The organism is Desulfococcus sp. (assembly GCF_041737845.1).
In the GTDB taxonomy this organism is placed as follows: domain Bacteria; phylum Desulfobacterota; class Desulfobacteria; order Desulfobacterales; family Desulfococcaceae; genus Desulfococcus.
Genome location: NZ_JBGSQX010000142.1, coordinates 1 through 18,900 on the forward strand (window position 1 = coordinate 1; position 18,900 = coordinate 18,900).

Below are 18,900 nucleotides of genomic sequence, written 5' to 3' on the forward strand. Positions count from 1 at the left end.
GGCGGGTCACGTGGCGGCGGTGGTCGGGGGGGCGGCGGCGGCCGCCGGGGCCGGTGATGTTACCCCGAATCCTTTCCCCTTCAATAGACATCTATCGACCGGAGGAAACGATCATGGCAGCATGCACGGATACGACAGCGCGGGACATTCCGCCCCGCCGGAAAAAAATGAAGATTGCGGCAGCGGCAGCGATTTCGCTGATCATCCTCCTGGCCGGGGCGGCCCTTGCCGCGGACGTGAAGCAGCCGCGCTTCACGACGCCCGAAAGGGCGGTCGAGGCCCTCGCGGCGGCATTGAAGACCAACAACACCGGTGCGCTCGCGACCATCCTGGGCCCCGGGAGCGACCCGTTGCTCTCATCCGGGGACCCGGTCGCCGACCAGGCCGAGCGGGAAAGATTCCTTGCGCGGTATGAGGAGAAACGCCGCCTCGAAACCGATGGCGACGACAGGATGGTGCTCCATGTGGGAGAGGACGACTGGCCGATGGCCATCCCCCTGGTGCGGGTGAAGGGGGGCTGGCAGTTCGATGCCGAGGCGGGCATGGCCGAGATGCTGGCCCGCAGGATCGGGCGCAACGAGCTGGACACGATCCAGGCCTGCCTGGCCTATGTGGATGCCCAACGTGAATACGCCGCCAAGGACCGGGACGGCGACGGCCTCTTTGAATACGCCCAGCGCTTCAGGAGCGAACCGGGCAAGCAAAACGGCCTTTTCTGGGAAGCGGGCGGCGGAGAAGAACAGAGCCCCATGGGGCCCCTCTTTGCCGAGGGTCAGGAGGAGGGGTATTTCTCCCCGAACCCGGGCGACGGGACCGACGCAGGGCCCAGGCCCTACCACGGCTATTATTACCGGATCCTCACGGCCCAGGGGGAGGACGCCCCGGGCGGAGCCTATGATTACCGGGTGGGAGACCGGATGATCGGCGGGTTCGCCCTGGTCGCCTACCCCGCCCAGTATGGGTCTTCGGGGATCATGACCTTCCTCGTGAACCACGATGGGACGGTCTACCAGAAAGACCTCGGGGAGGATACCGAAAGCATTGCCCGGGGCATGACCCTCTTCAACCCGGACGGCGAGTGGGAAGCGGTGAAAACGACCGAAGCGGACGCCGGGTAATGGGCCGGCGGGCGTCGCCCTCCCCCGGGGGTAACCACAACGTCCGGCCGGTGGAAAACCGCCAGGCGGCCTCGATGCAGGCGCCTGACATGAAGTCATCCGCCGGGAAATCCTCAAAAAACATCAAACTCGAACTCAATTTCCGGGATCGCGTGGGCCTCATCGCCGACATGTCCACGCGGATCGCCGAATACGGTTTCAATATTCTGTCCATAGAGGTCATCCGGAAGGATATCGAAGCCCATGTGTTCGTGGAAATCACGAACCGGGACCCGATTGCCTCCAGGGAGGAGCTGTTTCAACGCCTGGGAAGGATTCCGGACCTCCGGGGGATCCAGGCCATCGACACCCTGCCCCAGGAGGCCCGGGAGAACCTCTTCCGGGTGGTGCTGGACAATATCCGGGACGGCGTCATCTCCATCGACCGCGACACCCGGGTGACGACCATCAACAGGGTGGCCCGGAATGCGTTGAACTGCACCGATGAGAATATTATCGGAAAAAGCATCAAGACCCTGGCATTTCGCGATGACTCTCTCATCGACTGCCTGGAAGGCAAGCGGTTCACCAACGTCAAAAAAGACATCACCATCAACACCGACCGCCTCCATTATTTCGCCACCGGCAGGCCGATCCAGGACTCCCAGAACCGCATCATCGGTGCGGTCGGGATCTACAAGGACATGTCGGAAATCAAGATGCTGGCCCAATCGATCACCCAACCCACCCAGATCAGCTTCAGCGACATCATCGGCAACGATCCGACCATCCAGGGAGCCGTGCAGTTTGCCCGGAAAATCGCGTCCACCGACGCCATCGTCTCCATCCGGGGAGACTCCGGGACGGGCAAGGAGCTGGTGGCACACGCGATCCATACGGCCAGCGGAAGGCAGGGCCCCTTCGTCCCCATCAACTGCGCGGCCCTGCCCGAACAGCTCCTGGAGAGCGAACTCTTCGGGTATGTGGGGGGCGCCTTCACCGGGAGCCTCCGGGAGGGCAAGCCGGGCCTCTTCGAGATTGCCGCGGGCGGCACCGTCTTCCTGGATGAAATCGCCGAGATGCCTTCAGGCTCCCAGGCTAAAATTTTGCGGCTGATCCAGGAAAAGTGCGTCCGGAGGATCGGCGGGGCCAAGGAGATTCCCGTCAACGCCCGGATCATTACCGCGACCAACAAAAATCTCGAACGGATGGTGGAGGAGAATCGGTTCCGGCAGGACCTCTACTATCGCATCAATGTCCTGCCCCTTCATATCCCGCCGCTCAGGGAAAGGAAGTCGGACATCCCGCTTCTCACCGGACATTTTCTCTTCCTGCTGGGGTCCCGGATGGGCAAGATTCCCCCCGCCCTGACGCCGGCAGCTTTGGAAAAGCTGCTGTCCCACCACTGGCCCGGGAACGTCAGGGAACTCAAGAACGTGGTGGAGCGGGCCGCCATCCTCTCCGAAGGGGATGCCATCGACGTGGATGCCATCCTTTTCAGCCACGAAATCGAGCGGAGCATCCGCGACTCGATGTCCCATCCCCCGAAACCGAAACCCTGCGGGCAGTCCCTGAAGCAACTGGTGGGTGACTATGAAAAACAGATTATCGTGGATCTGCTGAAAACCGCCGGAAGCATCCGCCAGGCCGCCCGGACCCTCCAATTGTCCCACACCGCCCTCCTCAACAAGCTGAAAAAGTACGGCATCCTGGTGGAGATACATCAAACCGTTGAAATGGATTCAGACCGACCCTCGTTTCAGAAATAGCGGCAAGGGGCGGATAGGGCGACCCCGAGCGGAATGTCAGGCTGGGTCCGGATTGCCGGGCCGGTCATATTGGCCGAGAATCATCGCCCTTGCAAGCTCCCACTCCGTTTCGGTGTCGAACATGTACTTTGCGAACCCGAGGCTCTCCGTGCCCTTCATGACGGCGACCACGCCTTCCAGGGCCGCCGCCCGTTCGAACGCGTCCCACGGCAGGGTGGTGACGGCCTTGTTCTTCCGGATGGTGATGCCGTCCGGCGACAGCGCGCCGGTTCGCTTGACGCAGGCCTTTTCGTAGACCCGCTTCTGGGTCTTGGCGGCGGCGTTCCGCATGAGCCGGAGACCTCCGAACATGAATGCCCCCATGAAGACCATCAGGAAGCCGCCGAAGAGCATCCCCACCTTCATCCAGTAAATCGCAAGGGCGGTCGCAGCGAGCGTTACGGCGCTGATCGCGGCAAACGGGGAGATCCACCGCCGCTTCTCCATGGCCTTCTGCACCTTGAGGCTGTCCGGAAATGTCAGGTAGCCCCGGAATCGTATGATGTTGTCCTTTGAATTCATGAGGTTTCCTTCTCAAACCATCCGCAGCGCCTCCCCGTATTTTTCCTCGAGCCGCTTGGGGGAGATCCGGATGGGGGTTTTCAGTTCCTGGGCGAAGAGCGACACCTTGTACTCCTCGATCATCCAGTAGTAGGCTTCCACGGCCGCGCGCTTCGCGTCGGAGGAGGCCGGGGTGAGGGATTTGAGGAGCCCGGTGAGCCGGTCGGCGTGGACTCTGACCTCGGCGGCCCGGGCCAGGTCCCGCTCGAAATTCTCCACCGCCCGACGGGCGCGGAGGGTGATGGCCTGGATATAGCGCTTGAGGTGGCCCAGGCGGTCGTTGTCGTAGAGCATCAGAAAATTTTCCGGCACCAGGTCGGCCAGGGCGTCCCGGAGGCCGGAGAGGAACCGGATGATGCCGGCGTCGGCGCGGCTGGCGTTCTCCAGGCGGAAGATTTCGGCGCGGCATTCGTCATAGGCCGAGAGAATGTCAACGGCCGTGTCCAGCTTCCGTTTTGCCGCGCTTGCCATCCTGGGCGGAACCTCCGCAAGGTCTTTTTCGAAGGCCGCCCGGGTGCGGATGTCGCGGCGGAAGAGGTCGTTCAGGACACTTTCGTACACGCGGTCCGCAACGGCCTTGGGGCCGCCGAAATACCGGGCCGCTTCGGCGGCCGACCCGGGCAGCGCCGCCTGTTTCCGGACGGCTTTCAATTCCTTTGCCAGGCAGAGGGAAAAGAGCCACTTCATCCCCTCCCGGTGGCCGGCATCGGCCCTGACCTGGTCCCGGTAGAGATGGAGCGAAAGGGATTCCCCGTCAAACCTGAGGCCGGGATAGGCCACCCACGTCTCTCCGCCTGCGCCCGTCAGGGTGATGGAATCGGGCAGGTCCCTGAAATCCCACCGGGTGATGCCGGACCGCTCCCATTCGCGTTTGGCCGCCTCGAACCGGTCCGGATTCATGGGGTCTTGGGCGCTCTTCCGGAGCACTTCGGGGTCTCGACCCGCACGGATTTCCTCGCCCGCGGGGCCTAGGATGGCGATCCGCAACCGGAGATGTTCGGGCAGGTCCGCCTCGCTCCAGGCCGACGCCGGGATGCTGACCCCGAAGCGCCGAAAGATGAACCCGGCCAGGGCCGTGAGGAGCGCCCCCTGGTATTTCGGGATCTCGTCCACGATGGTGCGGACGGTGGTGTTGACGGGAACAAGCTGCTTCCGGTACTCCTTGGGGAGCCCCCGGATCAGGGCCCCGATCTTTTCCTCCAGAAGCCCGGGGACCAGCCAGTCCACGGCCTCGGACGGGACCGACGGGGCCACCGACGAGGGAATCCGGACGGTCACCCCGTCCTCTCCCCTGCCCGGATCGAACACATAGTCACAGGGAAAGACCGTATTGCCCAGGGAGACCTTGTCGGGATACCGCGCAAGCTCCTCGGGGTCGGGAAGGTAGCGATGGAGATCCTCGGGCCGCATCCGGAGGAACTGGTCGCTTTTCCGGCCTTTCAGGAGGGCCCTGAGGGTCCGGACGTCGCAGATCCGGTCTCCCAGCTTCTCCGCGTAAAACGCGCAGAGGTCCTCCTCGGAGATGAGGATGTCCCGGCGCCGGATCCGGTCCTCGATCCCGCGGACCTCGCCGACCAGCGCCTGGTTGTGGGCGATGAAGGGAAAGGGCTGGCGCATGTCGCCCGCCACCAGGGCGCTTTGGATGAAGATCCGGGAGGCCTCCTCCGGGTTGATTTTTCCGTAGGCGACCGGCCGCCGCGGGACGATGACAAGCCCGAAGAGGCTGACCTGTTCGTCCGCGACCACCTCTCCCCGGTTTTTTTCCCACCGGGGGTTGGCATGGGCGGTTTTGCAGAGACTGCCGCCCGCGGCCTCGAGCCAGGCCTCGTCGATATTGGCGACGACCCGGGCAAAGAGCCTTGAGGTCTCGACCATCTCGGCCGCCACCACCCAGGGGCCCGAGGTCTTGAAGACGCCCGAGCCCGGAAAGATCATGGCCTCCCGATCCTTGGCCGCCTGATAGATGAATTTTTCCTTCCGAACGGCGATATTGGACAGAAACCCGCTTAAAATCGAGGTGTGAAGGGCGGTGTAAAAGGGCGTGAAGGGCGCGCCGTCCAGAGAGGCGCGGTCGATGGATGCCAGTTCCCGGATGTCGTGCTCCGCAAGAATCACGGCAAGCTGGTAGTGGATGTCCCGCCATTCCCGCATTCTTCTGAAAGACAGGAAATGCTTCTTGCTGTAGGCCCGCATCCGGCTGATGGACTTCACGGCCGCCCGGGTCTCGTGATAGGCCTTCCAGATGTTGAGGAGGGTGATGAAATCCGAGGAGGGGTCCCGGAACGGCGCGTGGGCCTGGTCGGCCTGGGCCTCCTTGCCCGTGGGCCGCTCCCGGGGGTCCTGGATGCTCAGGGCCGCGGCCAGGACGGTCATCTCCTGCAGGCACCCGGCCTCGGCCGCCGCAAGCAGCATCCGGGAAAGCCTTGGGTCCACGGGCAGCCGGGCCATCACCCGCCCCTGCTCCGTGAGTCCGACAACGGGCTTTCCGTCTTTGCCCGACGGTTTCCGGACGACGGCCCCCAGCTCGTCCAGGAGGTTAAAGCCGTCCTGGATGTTCCTGTCCGCCGGGCGGTCGATGAAGGGAAACCCGGCGATCTCCCCCAGGCGGAGGGAGATCATCCGCAGGATAACCTCGGCCAGGTTGGACCTCAGGATCTCGGGCGGGGTGAACCGGGGCCGGTTCGCATAGTCCTCCTCGGCATAGAGGCGGATGCAGACCCCGTTGGCGACCCGGCCGCAGCGTCCCATGCGCTGGTCCGCGCTGCTCCGGGAGATGGGAACGACCGGCAGGGCCGTGGTCCGGCTGCGGGGAAGGTACTGGGAGATCCGGGCCAGGCCCGTGTCCACCACGAACTTGATGCCGGGGATGGTGATGGAGGTCTCGGCCACGTTGGTGGCGACGATGATCTTCCGCCCCGGCAGGCGCTTGAAGACGCGGGACTGCTCTCCGGCCGACAGCCTTCCGTAGAGGGGCAGGATGTGGACGCCGGTGAACCGGCTGCCTTCGAGGATCTCGCAGGTTTCCCGGATGTCCTGCTCGGTGGGCATGAAGACCAGGACGTCGCCGCCGTAAGGGCTCTCTGCCTGGAGCTTCCGGACGGCCGCGACCGCCGCGTCCACATGGGTCGGGTCGCCCTCGTCGGCGCCTGCGGCAGGCGGCATGTAGCGCACCTCCACCGGGTACATCCGCCCCGAGACCTCGATCACCGGAGCGCCGTCGAAAGCCTTGGAGAATTTTTCCGTATCGATGGTGGCCGATGTGATGATGAGCGTAAGGTCATCGCGCCGGGCCACCAGTCCCTTCAGGATGCCCAGAACGAAGTCGATGTTGAGGCTCCGCTCATGGGCCTCGTCCACGATGACGGTGTCGTATGCGCCGAGCCACCGGTCCCCCTGGGTTTCGGCGAGGAGGATGCCGTCGGTCATGATCTTGATGAAGGTGTCGTCGCCCGTGTGGTCGTCGAACCGGATCTTGTAGCCCACGGACCGGCCGAGGGGTTCGCCCAGCTCCTCCGCGATGCGCTCGGCCACGGTCATGGCGGCGATGCGCCGGGGCTGGGTGACCCCGATGAGCCCGTCGATGCCCCGGCCCGCCTCCAGGCAGAATTTGGGGATCTGGGTGGTCTTGCCCGACCCGGTTTCGCCCGAGATGACCACGACCCGATGGTTCATGATCGCCGCCACGATCTCGTCCTTCCGGGCGAGGATGGGCAGGTCTTCGGGATAGGCGAGGCGGGGACGCCCCGCTGCCCTGCGCTCCCGTTTCCGGATCGAGGCTTCGATCGCGCCTTCTATGCGCTGGAGGCTTTGCGCCAACCGGTCGTCGGTTTTCCCGGGGAGGTCCCGCTCCGGTTTTCCATTGCCGTTCCTCCCGGGCGCGATACGCTTCACCGCCCGGTCCAGCTGACGGATGTCGCTCACAAGCCGGCGGCGGTCCGGCCCGAAGGCCTTCCCCACAAGCGTTCTCAACCGCTTCATCTTGCGCGCAATCCCGTGTTCGTCGTCAGGGTCGGTCATGGTCTTTCATCGGCTGCTTTCATCCGGAGATGACGGCAGGCTCCTCTCGAATCGAATTTTTAAAAATGATAACCGTAACATATTCAGGATCATCCCGCCATTCAAAAAAAAGAACGTCTGCTGCATGGCTGACGCGTGTTGACAGGATGGGCAGGATGCGAATATAAACGACCGTGCGTCATAACCTGGGTTAATATGACTAGACGCTCATTTACCCCGAAGGTGTTCGGGACAACCAGAAGAGGTCTATATGTTTCGTAATTTCAAAATGGTGGGCCAGGTCGTCTTCGGCCGGGGCTGCTTCAACCAACTGGCGGATATTCTCTCGGCGCGGCAGGGAAAAACCGCGTCGTTCACGGTGTTCATCGTCGACCATGTCTTTCAGGACCGCCCCCTGCGGGAGCGGATTCCCGCAGGGGACCGGGACATGGTCATCTGGGCCGACACGACCGACGAACCCAAGACCGCAGCCGTCGACCGTCTGGCGGCGGAGGTCCGGTCCCACGCGGGCCGCCTGCCGGAAGCGGTGGTGGGCATCGGCGGCGGCAGCGTCATGGACTTGGCCAAGGCCGTCTCCCTCATGCTCACCAACCCGGGGTCGGCCGCCGACTACCAGGGCTGGGACCTGATCAAAAACCCGGCGGTCTATCACGCGGGCATCCCCACCCTGTCCGGCACCGGCGCGGAGGTCTCGCGCACGACGGTGCTGACCGGCCCCGTGAAGAAGCTGGGCATCAACTCCGACCACACCGTCTTCGACCAGATCGTCCTGGACCCGGAACTGATCTCCGGCGTGCCGACGGATCAGTGGTTCTACACGGGCATGGACTGCTACATCCACTGCGTGGAATCCCTCACGGGGACCTACCTCAACGCCTTCAGCCAGGCCTACGGCGAAAAGGCCATGGCGCTGTGCCGGGAGGTCTATCTCGGGGACCCCGCCGACCGGGACGACAAGCTGATGATGGCGTCCTACTGCGGCGGCATGAGCATCGCCTACTCCCAGGTGGGGGTCTGCCACGCCCTCTCCTACGGGCTCTCCTTTGTCCTGGGCCTCCACCACGGGATCGGGAACTGCGTGGCCTTCGATTATCTGGAAGAATTTTACCCCGAGGGGGTCGCCGAATTCCGCCGGATGATGGCCAGGCACCGGATCACGCTGCCCCGGAACCTCATGGCGGGGGTCGATCCGGCGGGCCTGGAAAAGATGGTCGATGTGGCCCTGGTCCTCGAGCCCCTGTGGGAGAATGCCCTGGGCAAAGACTGGCGGCAGGTCATGAATCGGGACAAGATCAGACAACTTTACCAAAGGATGTAATCCATGTGCGGAATTGCCGGAATCGTCTCCATCAAACACAAACGGACGGAAGGCCTGGCGGTCGATCTCGGGTTCTTCCGGGACGCGGTCGACCGGATCGAAAGGCATGGGCTTCATTTCTGCAGGGAAGCGTCCCTGGATCTGCCCGGCTGCTACCTGGGCGGGTCCGATCTCATCGCATCCCTCTGGGCCGCCGTGACCTCCTGGAAAACGGATGCCCCGTTTTTCCGGATCTTCTCCGAAAAACGGCTTCAGGAGGATCTTTTCAAGACGGCCGCGCGTCTTGCCGGCGTCATCAGCCGGGAGGATCGGGCCTTGAAGGAACAGATGGGGCGCCTGCCCACGGCGGAGATGGACATCCTTTCCGGCCATTTGGAAAGAGCCAAGGACATCGCCTGGTGCCTCAGCGCGGAGATTGAGGACAATATCAAAAAGATCAAGGACCTCTTTCACCGGTCGACCGCGCCGGAAGAAATCGTCACCATTTTCAAGCGCATCAACGCGGTGCTGAACAGCATCGACCGGCTGGAGGTGCGGGGCCGGGATTCCGCGGGCATGAGCCTGCTGTTCACCCTGGACCCCGCCGTATACGAGGCCTTTATCGACACCCTGGACAAGGCCAACTTCCTCGACCGATTCCATCAGCGGACGGCAAAGGACGTCCTGATCAACGGCGGGATCTCCGTCCACGAGGGGGCGGACGAATCCGGGGCGCCCCGGAGGGCCGTGGCCTTCACCTACAAGGTCGCCGCGGAGATCGGACGGCTGGGCGACAACGTGGCCTTCCTGCGCACCCAGATCAAAAACGACGCCGTTCTCCAGGCCCTGGTCAATTTCCCCCACCTGAGCTATACCGTCTCCTCCCACACCCGCTGGGCATCGGTGGGCGCCATCAGCGAACCCAACTGCCATCCCGTCGACAACATCACCTTGAGATCCAACGGAAACGGCCCCATTTTTCATGTCTGCCTCAACGGGGATATTGACAATTATCTGGATCTCAAGACGGAATTCGAAAAAAGCGGCCGACTGATCCCCCCGGACATCACCACCGACACCAAGATCATTCCCCTCCGGATCCAGTCCTACCTCGAGGAAGGGCATGCCGTCGCCGAGGCCTTCCGCCTCGCGGTCAACGACTTCGACGGGTCCCATGCCATCAGCCTCCACACCGACCTCGCGCCCGGCAGGCTTTTTCTGGCCCAGCGCGGCAGCGGTCAGGCCATCTTCGTGGGGCTCGCCGACGACCATTACATGTCGGCCTCCGAGGTCTATGGATTCATCGAGGAGACCTCCCGGTACCTCAAGCTCGACGGCGAAAAGGTGATTCCGGGGAAAAACGGGGACACCCAGGGGCAGATCTACATCCTGGACCAGTTCTCCGAAGGGGACCTGGCCGGCATCCAGGCCATGTACTACGACGGCACGCCCGTCGAACTCGGGCCTGCAAACATCAAGACCACCCAGATCACCACACGGGACATCGACCGGCAGTCCTATTCCCATTATTTCCTCAAGGAAATCTCCGAGTCGCCCGGCTCCGTGGAGAAGACCCTCCTGAACCGGTGGCGCATCGCCGATGGCGACGGCGGGCATTGTGAAATCGTCCTGGACGAAAAGGTCATCCCGCAGTCCATCCGGGATGCCCTCACCGTGAACGCCATTCGGAAAATCTTTTTCGTCGGCCAGGGCACCGCTGGCGTCGCGGCCCAGGCCTGCGCCGACATCCTTGCCTATTACATGGACGACCCGGGCCTGCAGATCGCGGCCTTGAAGGCCTCGGAGATGAGCGGCTTCAGGCTCAGGGAGGGCGGGCCCGGCATGGAGGACACCCTGGTGGTGGCCATCAGCCAGTCCGGCACCACCACGGACACGAACCGGACCGTGGACCTGGTGCGGGAGCGGGGCGCCCACACCCTGGCCATCGTCAACCGCAGGGATTCCGACCTCACCTTCAAGGTCGGCGGCGTGATGTACACCAGCAGCGGCCGGGACATCGAGATGTCCGTGGCCTCGACCAAGGCGTTCTACTCCCAGATCGTCGCGGGCGCCCTCCTCAACCTCTACCTGGCTCGCCTGAAAGGCCGGCGCGGGGACGACTTCGTGACCCGGGAGATCGAGCAGCTCCAGGCCCTTCCCGGCCACATGCGGAAGATTCTCGCCATGCGCGACCGGGTGGAGGCCTCGGCCCGCCGCCACGCGGTGACGCGGACCTACTGGGCGGTGGTGGGCAGCGGCCCCAACAAGACCTCCGCCGACGAGATCCGCATCAAGCTGAGCGAACTCTGCTACAAGACCATCTCCTCAGACTACGTGGAGGATAAAAAGCACATCGACCTTTCCTCGGAGCCCCTCATCATCATCTGCGCGGCCGGCACCCGGGAAACGGTCCTGGGCGACATCATCAAAGACACGGCCATCTTCAAGGCCCACAAGGCGATCCCCATCGTCATCGCCAACGAGGGGGAGACCCGCTTCACCCCCTATGCCGCCGACGTGTTCCACGTCCCGGCGGTGAGCGAGCACCTGGCCCCCATCATCAACACCCTGGTCGGCCACATCTGGGGATACTACGCCGCCCTGGCCATCAACGAGGGGTCCCGGTTCCTTTACGATTTCAGGCAGGACATCCAGCAGCGCATCGACGACGCCGCAAAAGGCGGCCTGGATGTCTACGAGCTGATTCTGGAGAAGAGCTTCCGGGAGAGGATGGCCGAGTTCTACGCGGCCTTCCGCAAGAAAAGAAACGAAAACAGCATCTCCTTCACCATGGGGCTCAACACCGCCTCCGACCTGACGCTGCTTCTCAAATATCTTGCCGGACGCCTGCCCGTGACGGATTTCGAGATGGATTTCGACCTGAAGGGCACGGCGCGCAACATGCTGGAGACCCTCTTCAAATGCCTGGGGGAGGCCATCAACATCATGGCCCGGCCCATCGACGCCATCAAGCACCAGGCCAAGACCGTCACCGTCGGCACCAGCCGGATCAGCGAGAAGATCGAGGGCATGCTGTTCGATCTCCTTGCCGCCAGCGGATTCAAGATCTCCCAATTGATCCCCAGCAACGTCATCGTCATGAAAAATCTCCAGGAGGTCATCGACCGGGCACTGGGGCTCACCCTTTACCGGATCGACGGGCTCAACCTCCTGGGCGAGCCCCTGGACAGCACCACGATCACCGTCATCAAGCGGGAGGGGACCTCCATGGCCATCGCCTCCCGGGTGGACCGGGACCGCCGGCTCCGGGGCTCCAAGCGGACCATCGTCCAGAAGGGGAATGTCTACATCGGCAAGGGGCGGAAAGACAACCGCAGCATCCTGTGCATTCCCCTGACCTCGCGGGAGTCGTCCTCGGCCAGCAGGATCGAGTTCCTGCTGCTTCTGCACATCGCCTTCAGGGAAAACATCCCCCTGGCCGCCAAGGTCAAGGCACTGGGCGGGAAATACGACCATCTGAAGAATATCGTTCTGGAAAACAACGTGGAATGGCGCGACAGCTATCTGGACATGGTGGATACCCCCGACCTGTTCGGTCTGTCGGCTGAAAAGGTGGCGGAGACCATCGTCTCCCGCGTTGCGTGAAAGGCCGGGCCGTCGCCCCCGGCTCAGCCGGGGGCGACCCCTGAAAGATCATGAGCGTCGTCGAGCTCGGGAAAACGGGTCGCGTGGGCGAACCGCATGGCAAACGCCGGATCGCCGGCAAGCTCGATGAACCGCACCCCCCGGCTGATCCGCAGGATCTCCTCCCGCCGGTCCCGGTTCACCAAGGATAGGATCGCCCCGACCCCGGCCAGGTTGTCCATGGGCTGAACCGCTCCGGCGACGGCCCCCTCGGGGAGCATGCCGATGACGACGGCGCTTCGCCAGTCGAACCGGGCCCCGAAGGCCCCCGTCAGCACGGTCCGGTCGACGCGCGCGACCCCGGCCCGGGCCATGAGGAATTCAACGCCCACCGACAGTGCCGCCTTGGCGAGCTGGAGCGAGCGGACATCCTTCAGGGAGAGAGAGATCTCCGCGCCGGAGCCCGAATCCCCGGCGGGCACCAGGACATACCGCCTGCCCAGCCCGTTTTCGTCGCAGACCACGCCCCGGGCATGGGGATTGAACCGGCCCGAGGGCTCGATGATTCCCTGGCGCCGGAGGGCGGCCGCGGCGTCGATCACCCCCGAACCGCAGAGCCCCAGGGGCCGTGTTTCCTTATCCCCCAGCACATGGCAGAAGACCCCGCCGTCCGGGCCGGTTTCGACCTTGTAAACGGCGCCGGACACGGCCCGCATGCCGCAGGAGATCTGGGCGCCCTCCAGGGCGGGCCCCGTGGCGCAGCTTGTGGCCCACAGGCCGGACGGCGCCGCCAGAACCAGCTCTCCGTTGGTCCCGATATCGACGATCAGGGAGATCTCCCCCCGATCGTAAGGCCCGTCGGCCAGGGTGGCGCCCATGGCATCCCCGCCCACAAATCCCGACACCACCGGCAGGAGATGGACATTGGCGCCGGGGTTCAGGGCAAGGCCCAGATCGGCGGCGCTGAAATCCGGGAATTCCCGGACCGCAGGCAGGTAGGGCGCCGCCCCGATGGCCGAGGGGTGTAACCCCGCAAAGACCTGCTGCATGGTCGTGTTGCCCACCACCGTGACCTCATCGACGTCGGAAGGCGCAGCCCCCGCTGACGCAACGCAGCGGTCGATCATTGCGTTCATGGCGTCGGCGATCATGACCTGCATCTGCCTGAGCCCCGATTCGGACTGATTGGCGTAGGCGATGCGGCTGATGACGTCCTCGCCGAACCGCCGCTGGGGGTTGACCGCCGAAGCGGCGGCAAGCACCCGGCCGCTTTTCATGTCGCAAAGGTAGGCCGCCAGGGTCGTGGTGCCCAGATCAAAGGCGACGCCGAGGCTGTCAGGCCGTCGGCCGGGCATCACTGCGGTCACGCCCCGGGTTTCATGCACCACCAGCGTGACAGCGCCGATACACGGTTCCGGCAGGGCGGCCTGGCGCAGGGCATGGGGGTCCGTGAACACGATCTCCCGCCCGGCTTCGGCCTTGGCCCGGGCGGCAAGCCAGCTCCGGAGGGTCGCCGAACGCCCGTCGACCGGCTCCGGGGGCGGCACGCTGGGGAGGAAGATCCGGGAGATGAGCGGTTTTGCGGGATAGGGGCCTGCGACCCCGTCCTTGCCCCGAACCTCCGTGCTGTCAACCAGTTGGTCCGGGATCGTCACCCGCACATTGCCGCAGACAACGGCCTGGCAGGCGAGGCGCTGTCCCTCGGCCATCTGGTCCGGCGAAAGCAGGCGTTCTTCCGTCTCCGTGATGGGCCCAAGGCCTTCGGCCGGCTCCGGGATCACCCGGCATTTCCCGCACACCCCTTTCCCGCCGCAGTCGAACCGCATGGGAATATTGTAGATCGCCGCCGCATCCATGACGGTCGATCCGTTTTTCGCGACCACCACCGCAAGACCCATGGGTTCGAATCTGATCTTGAATAAATCGGACATGAAGAGGCACCTCCGGAGATGCTTTGGGCGTATCCCGTCAAACAATCAATGAAATCCTCAGAGAACGAAGACCCATCACCCCCATCATGGCATTAAGACTGTCACGTTTGTTCGGCAATGCACCCGAGTTCTGGCTGAATGCACAAAATGCCCGTGATATTTGGGAATCTGAACAGCATTTTAAAGATGAGCTGAAACAAATTCATCCACTCAGCGCTGCATAGCCAGATTTTCCAGGGCCTTAGCTGGGCTCAATGGCTTGACGCCCTGCTATTGTCAGACGGCATCATCGGCTTTCAGGAAAACTTCTCTCGGGATACGGGTTTGGGTGAGGATTGTCTGAAGCGTTGATCTTTTGATCCTTCGATGATTGGGAATCGTCAGGGGGGTTCGCATGCCATCAGCGTTTTCACGCGCCATCGAGATGTGACTCCCTTCACGGAGCATGCGAAAGCCAAAGATAGTTAAAGCGTTGATGACGCTCTCAACGGGTGCGTCAACCGGTAGCTTGGCCATCAGACGCCTACGCTCGTTTCAGCCACGAACACCGCCAAGACTTCTTCTTCATCTTCGATGACATCCGGTCCAAATGTCTCAATATGGAAGCGGATAGCCGACTTGACGTCCGCAAGCGCGTCTTCATAGGTATACCCCTCACCGACAACCACGCCTTTGATCCCCACCGGGTAGGCGACATAGCCATCCGAATGTTTTTCCACGATGATTTTAAATGCTTTTGTCACAGCCTTGACTCCTGAACCCGCTGGGTTTTATCCGTCATAACTATTATCCTTTATTTACTATTATTGCTGGTAATGTCAATCGGTGATTCAAGGACGATGACCGGAGGCTCACCATTTCGCCAGTCCAGACCCAATTGCGCTTTGCATTGGTTGCATTTCATGGCGCCGCTGGATTGGCTTCTCAGGCGTTTCCAAACATACCGCCGCGGAGGGGCACCGCTTCTGTTTGGTCGGATGCATTAGCCTTGCTTTTCAAAAGCTTTACAATTTTCGTAGACAAATTCAGGATCAAGATCAATCCCGGAATCCCATTCAATTGTGTCGAAAGAGACTCGGACTCTCTTGAAGGCATCGTGGTCTTTGAGGCGCCTAAAGACGCCAAAATTCAAAAACCGCTTCATATCCAACGTACCACTTTCACCGTTATCAAAAACGATCGAGAGCAAATAGTCCTCGCCCGATGTGACCTCTATGATGGATGGATACATCGCGTAGTCTCCCTTACTGAAGAGTTCCATATAATCTGCTTAAAAATTTACTCGTAAGGCTATTTGCAACGATATTGAAATATTAACAATGAATTATGGTCGCTTTTTCCTACCCGGCTATCATTGCTCAACGATTGGCAGAGACTGGTTTTGACCTTTTACGCTCATCTCTCTGGTTTCGACGATAACTTTTCAAGCCATCTCCGTCAACATGGATCGAAATTCAATCACTCCCCAAACCGCCGCCCCACCACGCGCTGGGGGTCCACCAGGACCGTTCCGGCGCTGACGCCCCAGTGGAGGTGCGGGCCGCTGGCGCGGCCCGTTTTGCCCACCCGGGCCACGGTCTGCCCCTGGACCACCCGGTCTCCCTCCTTCACCAGGATGCGCTGGAGATGGATGAAGGTGGACTGAACCCCCAGGCCGTGATCGATGATGAGGGCGTTTCCCATCAGGAACAGGCCCGGAGCCACAAGGCGGGCGACGCCGGCGGCGGGGCTTTTGACGGGCGTGCCCTCCGGCGCGGCGATGTCGATCCCCCGGTGGGGGCTTTTCGGCTCGCCGTTCAGGATCCGCTGGCTGCCGTAGACGCTGCTCACCCGGCCCCGCACCGGCAGGATGAAGCCCCGGTCCAGGAACCAGGGATCGGGCGACGGCGGCTTTGTCCGGACAGCCTCAATCCGGCGGTTGTCTGCCTCGATCCGCTTTACCTGCTCGGGGTCCGGGTGGACGTAGCGCCGGGCCAGGCCGTCGATGCGCTGGATGTCCCACTGCCGGGCCAAAATCCGGACGATTTTGCGGGATTCCGTTTTCCCGTCTCGGGCTGAAACCGTGATGTCGGCGGGCTGCATCCGCTCGATCCCGATGACGAAAACCCCGTCCCGGCCCACCGCCTGGCGTTGTTCACCCACGAAGACCGGGGCTTCCGGCCGGACCCTCCCGACGATCATATCCCCCTGGTACGCCGCCGCAGGCAGCTCCAGGGTGAGGGGCCAGGCCGGAGAGGGTGTCAGGGTTAGCAAGCACAGGATCCATGCACAGGTGAATAGCGGCAGGATGAGATGGAAACCGCGGCGCATGCTGCGATTAAAGGCACTCGACACGGGTGGAAACTCCTGTTCGGAAAATGGTTTCAGAAAACCGCCGGTTCCCCGGCGCCCTGCCGGGCGGCCGCAGGCGTCATCAGGCCGCCTACGGGTCCCGGAAAGGGATGCGGGAGGATTGCCTGGGCGCGGATCCGCATTATTATCTGGTGAATTGGCTTCAGGCCACTTCTTCAATCCATCACCTTGAAAGGACGCCGCCATGCCGCTCTCCGTCGTGGATCTCTACCGGGACGTGCTTCCCAGAACCAATTGCAAGGATTGCGGATTTCCCACCTGCCTGGCGTTTGCCAGCATGGTCGTCTCGGAGAAGCTCCCGTTGAAGAACTGCCCCCACATCGACCCGGAAACCGCGGCCCGGTGCCAGAAGGAGCTTGACGCCCAGCATGCCGCCGGAAAATGGACCCGGCGGGACATGGCCGAAGACGCGCTTCAGTGGGCCAGGGAAAAAGCAGCCTCCATGGCCCTCACGGACCTCCCGGAGCGCATCGGCGGCCGGCTTCATGGCGACGGCCCGGATCGGGAGCTGCACCTGCCCTATTTTTCGGAGTTCATCCGCATCGGAGCCGGCGGCATCCGGAAGGAAAACGGCGAGCCGTTGAACCGCTGGGAGCAGGTGTTTGTTTACAACCACATGGCTCAGGGGGGCCGGACGAATCCCACGGGAAACTGGAAGGCGTTTCAGGAGATCCCCAACACGGTTTCCAAGGTCAAGTCCATGCGGGCACACGTGGAAGCCCCTCTGGCGGAGCGTTTCGGCGGGAAGGCGGAAACCCTGGGCCGCGCCGCCATGCGGCTGGGCGGGCGGGACCTGACGAATGAAAGCCGGGCGGCGGATGCCGTATGGCGTTTCACGCCGCTTCCCAGGGTGCCGGTCATGTTGCTCTTCTGGGACCGGGCGGATGAATTCGACGCCAAGGTCACGCTCCTCTTCGATGAGACCGTCACCGACCACCTGGACATCGAATCGATCCTGTTTCTCAGCGAACGACTGACGCAGCTCCTGTGTGAAGACGGGACGGGATGATGGACCCGCCCCCGGACCCAAGGTCCCGGATCAATCCTGAAGAACCGCCACCATGGATCGGATGCGCCGCTCGATCTCCTCTTCGGTCCAGGCCAGCTTGATCTGCATGGAGATGGCCCGGCTCATGAGGGCGTCGGAGCGGGGAAGCTGAAGGGTGCTGTAGTCCGGACGGTCTTTCATCAGGTGTATCGGAAGCCTGGCCGCCCCGTTCAGGCGCTTCAAGTGATCCCACTGGCGGATGTAGTGCCAGTTGTTGGCGTACCAGTAAAAACAGCCGTCGACGCCCGCGGCTGAAAGCGCGGCGACCTTCTTTCGGGCGGCCGCCTCATTGGGCAGCATGAAGGTGAGGAAGGTAGCCGAATCTCCCGCCTCGTCCGGAACATGGCGGAATGAGACCGCGGGGCAGGCCGCTATAGCGGATTTGATCGCCTTTTTGTTTGCCCGCTGGATCGCCAGGATCCTGTCCAGCTTCCTGAGCTGGGCCAAGCCCACGGCGGCATGCAATTCGCTGATGCGGTAATTGCCGCCCAGGATCTCGTGCCCTTCGGCGCCCCGGTCCGTGCCCCGGTGGTCGTGGCCGTGATCGGAATAGGCGTCCGCCCTGAGGTAGAGTTCCCTGTCGTCGGTGATCACCGCGCCGCCCTCGCCGCAGGTGATGGTCTTGACCGCGTCAAAGGAGAAGCAGCCCATCCACCCGAAAGTCCCCAGGGGCTTTCCCCCCATCGTACCCCCAACGGCCTGGCAGGCATCCTCGATGAGCACGAGTCCGCGCCGGTCGCAAAACGCCTGGATCTCGTCGATCCTGGCCTGGGATCCGCACATGTGCACGGCAACAACCGCCCGGGTCCGGTTCGTTATGGCGGATTCGAGGGCCGCGGGATCCAGGCAGAGGGTCTCGTCGATCTCTGAGAAGACGGGGACTGCGCCGGCCAGGATCACCGCCTCCACCGTGGCCAGGAAGGTAAAGGGCGGGATCACCACCTCGTCTCCGGCGCCGATGCCGCATGCCGCCAGCGCGATGGAGAGGGCCGCCGTCCCGCTGGAGCAGAGGTGGCTGTACCCCACGCCCATGCGCCCGGCCAGCTCGGCCTCAAATTCTTTTGCCTTCCAGCGCCCCTTCCGGGCGGCGTCGAATCCGTAGCGAAACAGAACGCCCGTCTCCAGGACCTCTTCGACCTCCCTGCGCTCCTCTGCGCCAAATATCTCAAACCCCGGCATATAGTTGTCTCCTTGCGGCCGGATC

Annotated in this window: 14 protein-coding genes; 6 read left to right on the top strand and 8 right to left on the bottom strand. The window is 63.0% G+C overall.

Features of this window, described 5'->3' with window-relative positions:
- Window positions 1–113 precede the first annotated feature (113 nt).
- Both ACEW8N_RS16475 and ACEW8N_RS16480 read left to right on the top strand, forming a co-directional pair.
- The gene (locus ACEW8N_RS16475; RefSeq protein ID WP_373500940.1) at window positions 114–1,118 is read left to right on the top strand and encodes a DUF2950 domain-containing protein; all 1,005 of its coding nucleotides are present in this window, start codon (window positions 114–116) and stop codon (window positions 1,116–1,118) included.
- 89 nt (window positions 1,119–1,207) lie between these two features.
- On the top strand, window positions 1,208–2,866 hold the full coding sequence (locus ACEW8N_RS16480) for a sigma 54-interacting transcriptional regulator (protein ID WP_373500941.1): 1,659 nt from the start codon (window positions 1,208–1,210) through the stop codon (window positions 2,864–2,866).
- Between the two features lie 36 nt (window positions 2,867–2,902).
- Here the strand turns inward: ACEW8N_RS16480 and ACEW8N_RS16485 are convergent, their stop codons facing one another.
- Together ACEW8N_RS16485 and hrpA are read right to left on the bottom strand one after the other, a co-directional pair.
- Window positions 2,903–3,427, bottom strand: a complete 525-nt coding sequence (locus ACEW8N_RS16485; RefSeq protein ID WP_373500942.1) for a hypothetical protein — start codon at window positions 3,425–3,427, stop codon at window positions 2,903–2,905.
- A 12-nt stretch (window positions 3,428–3,439) separates the two neighbouring features.
- Entirely contained in the window at window positions 3,440–7,483 is a 4,044-nt protein-coding gene (gene hrpA / locus ACEW8N_RS16490) for an ATP-dependent RNA helicase HrpA (RefSeq protein WP_373500943.1), read from the bottom strand.
- 250 nt (window positions 7,484–7,733) lie between these two features.
- On the opposite strand from hrpA, the gene ACEW8N_RS16495 reads away from it, so the two are divergent.
- Window positions 7,734–8,801: an iron-containing alcohol dehydrogenase family protein gene (locus tag ACEW8N_RS16495; protein WP_373500944.1), complete on the top strand. Its 1,068-nt coding sequence runs from the start codon at window positions 7,734–7,736 to the stop codon at window positions 8,799–8,801.
- A gap of 3 nt (window positions 8,802–8,804) precedes the next feature.
- On the top strand, window positions 8,805–12,386 hold the full coding sequence (locus ACEW8N_RS16500; RefSeq protein ID WP_373500945.1) for an SIS domain-containing protein: 3,582 nt from the start codon (window positions 8,805–8,807) through the stop codon (window positions 12,384–12,386).
- A 23-nt stretch (window positions 12,387–12,409) separates the two neighbouring features.
- Here ACEW8N_RS16500 and ACEW8N_RS16505 read toward each other — a convergent pair whose 3' ends face one another.
- A complete protein-coding gene (locus ACEW8N_RS16505; RefSeq protein WP_373500946.1) occupies window positions 12,410–14,296 on the bottom strand; it encodes an ASKHA domain-containing protein in 1,887 nt (628 codons plus the stop codon).
- Window positions 14,297–14,319: 23 nt separating this feature from the next.
- Between ACEW8N_RS16505 and ACEW8N_RS16510 the strand changes: the two genes are divergently transcribed.
- Window positions 14,320–14,520 carry a HigA family addiction module antitoxin gene (locus ACEW8N_RS16510; RefSeq protein WP_373500947.1) on the top strand — a complete coding sequence of 67 codons (201 nt, stop codon included), beginning with the start codon at window positions 14,320–14,322 and terminating at the stop codon, window positions 14,518–14,520.
- 52 nt (window positions 14,521–14,572) lie between these two features.
- On the opposite strand, the gene ACEW8N_RS16515 is transcribed toward ACEW8N_RS16510, so the two are convergent.
- The 4 genes from ACEW8N_RS16515 to ACEW8N_RS16530 all read right to left on the bottom strand — a co-directional run bounded on the left by ACEW8N_RS16515 (window position 14,573) and on the right by ACEW8N_RS16530 (window position 16,630).
- Entirely contained in the window at window positions 14,573–14,812 is a 240-nt protein-coding gene (locus ACEW8N_RS16515; RefSeq protein WP_373500948.1) for a type II toxin-antitoxin system HicA family toxin, read from the bottom strand.
- The gene (locus tag ACEW8N_RS16520; protein WP_373500949.1) at window positions 14,812–15,039 is read right to left on the bottom strand and encodes a type II toxin-antitoxin system HicB family antitoxin; all 228 of its coding nucleotides are present in this window, start codon (window positions 15,037–15,039) and stop codon (window positions 14,812–14,814) included. The genes ACEW8N_RS16515 and ACEW8N_RS16520 overlap by 1 nt, the downstream gene beginning before the upstream one ends.
- A 239-nt stretch (window positions 15,040–15,278) precedes the next feature.
- Window positions 15,279–15,557 carry a DUF2442 domain-containing protein gene (locus ACEW8N_RS16525; protein ID WP_373500950.1) on the bottom strand — a complete coding sequence of 93 codons (279 nt, stop codon included), beginning with the start codon at window positions 15,555–15,557 and terminating at the stop codon, window positions 15,279–15,281.
- A 197-nt stretch (window positions 15,558–15,754) separates the two neighbouring features.
- Window positions 15,755–16,630 (bottom strand): M23 family metallopeptidase, encoded by an 876-nt coding sequence (locus ACEW8N_RS16530; RefSeq protein WP_373500951.1) that lies wholly within the window; start codon window positions 16,628–16,630, stop codon window positions 15,755–15,757.
- A gap of 202 nt (window positions 16,631–16,832) precedes the next feature.
- Here ACEW8N_RS16530 and ACEW8N_RS16535 point away from each other — a divergent pair, with 202 nt between their 5' ends.
- Window positions 16,833–17,657: a DUF3786 domain-containing protein gene (locus ACEW8N_RS16535; protein ID WP_373500952.1), complete on the top strand. Its 825-nt coding sequence runs from the start codon at window positions 16,833–16,835 to the stop codon at window positions 17,655–17,657.
- A 30-nt stretch (window positions 17,658–17,687) separates the two neighbouring features.
- On the opposite strand, the gene ACEW8N_RS16540 is transcribed toward ACEW8N_RS16535, so the two are convergent.
- The gene (locus ACEW8N_RS16540) at window positions 17,688–18,875 is read right to left on the bottom strand and encodes a DegT/DnrJ/EryC1/StrS family aminotransferase (RefSeq protein WP_373500953.1); all 1,188 of its coding nucleotides are present in this window, start codon (window positions 18,873–18,875) and stop codon (window positions 17,688–17,690) included.
- Window positions 18,876–18,900 lie beyond the last annotated feature (25 nt).

What these genes read in the sequence shown, in the direction of transcription:
- ACEW8N_RS16525 (WP_373500950.1), bottom strand. Translation starts at nt 15,557, where the DNA reads ATGGAACTCTTCAGTAAGGGAGACTACGCGATGTATCCATCCATCATA.
- hrpA (WP_373500943.1), bottom strand. Translation starts at nt 7,483, where the DNA reads ATGACCGACCCTGACGACGAACACGGGATTGCGCGCAAGATGAAGCGG.
- ACEW8N_RS16505 (WP_373500946.1), bottom strand. Translation starts at nt 14,296, where the DNA reads ATGTCCGATTTATTCAAGATCAGATTCGAACCCATGGGTCTTGCGGTG.
- ACEW8N_RS16475 (WP_373500940.1), top strand. Translation starts at nt 114, where the DNA reads ATGGCAGCATGCACGGATACGACAGCGCGGGACATTCCGCCCCGCCGG.
- ACEW8N_RS16485 (WP_373500942.1), bottom strand. Translation starts at nt 3,427, where the DNA reads ATGAATTCAAAGGACAACATCATACGATTCCGGGGCTACCTGACATTT.
- ACEW8N_RS16500 (WP_373500945.1), top strand. Translation starts at nt 8,805, where the DNA reads ATGTGCGGAATTGCCGGAATCGTCTCCATCAAACACAAACGGACGGAA.
- ACEW8N_RS16515 (WP_373500948.1), bottom strand. Translation starts at nt 14,812, where the DNA reads ATGGCCAAGCTACCGGTTGACGCACCCGTTGAGAGCGTCATCAACGCT.
- ACEW8N_RS16495 (WP_373500944.1), top strand. Translation starts at nt 7,734, where the DNA reads ATGTTTCGTAATTTCAAAATGGTGGGCCAGGTCGTCTTCGGCCGGGGC.
- ACEW8N_RS16480 (WP_373500941.1), top strand. Translation starts at nt 1,208, where the DNA reads ATGAAGTCATCCGCCGGGAAATCCTCAAAAAACATCAAACTCGAACTC.
- ACEW8N_RS16540 (WP_373500953.1), bottom strand. Translation starts at nt 18,875, where the DNA reads ATGCCGGGGTTTGAGATATTTGGCGCAGAGGAGCGCAGGGAGGTCGAA.
- ACEW8N_RS16535 (WP_373500952.1), top strand. Translation starts at nt 16,833, where the DNA reads ATGCCGCTCTCCGTCGTGGATCTCTACCGGGACGTGCTTCCCAGAACC.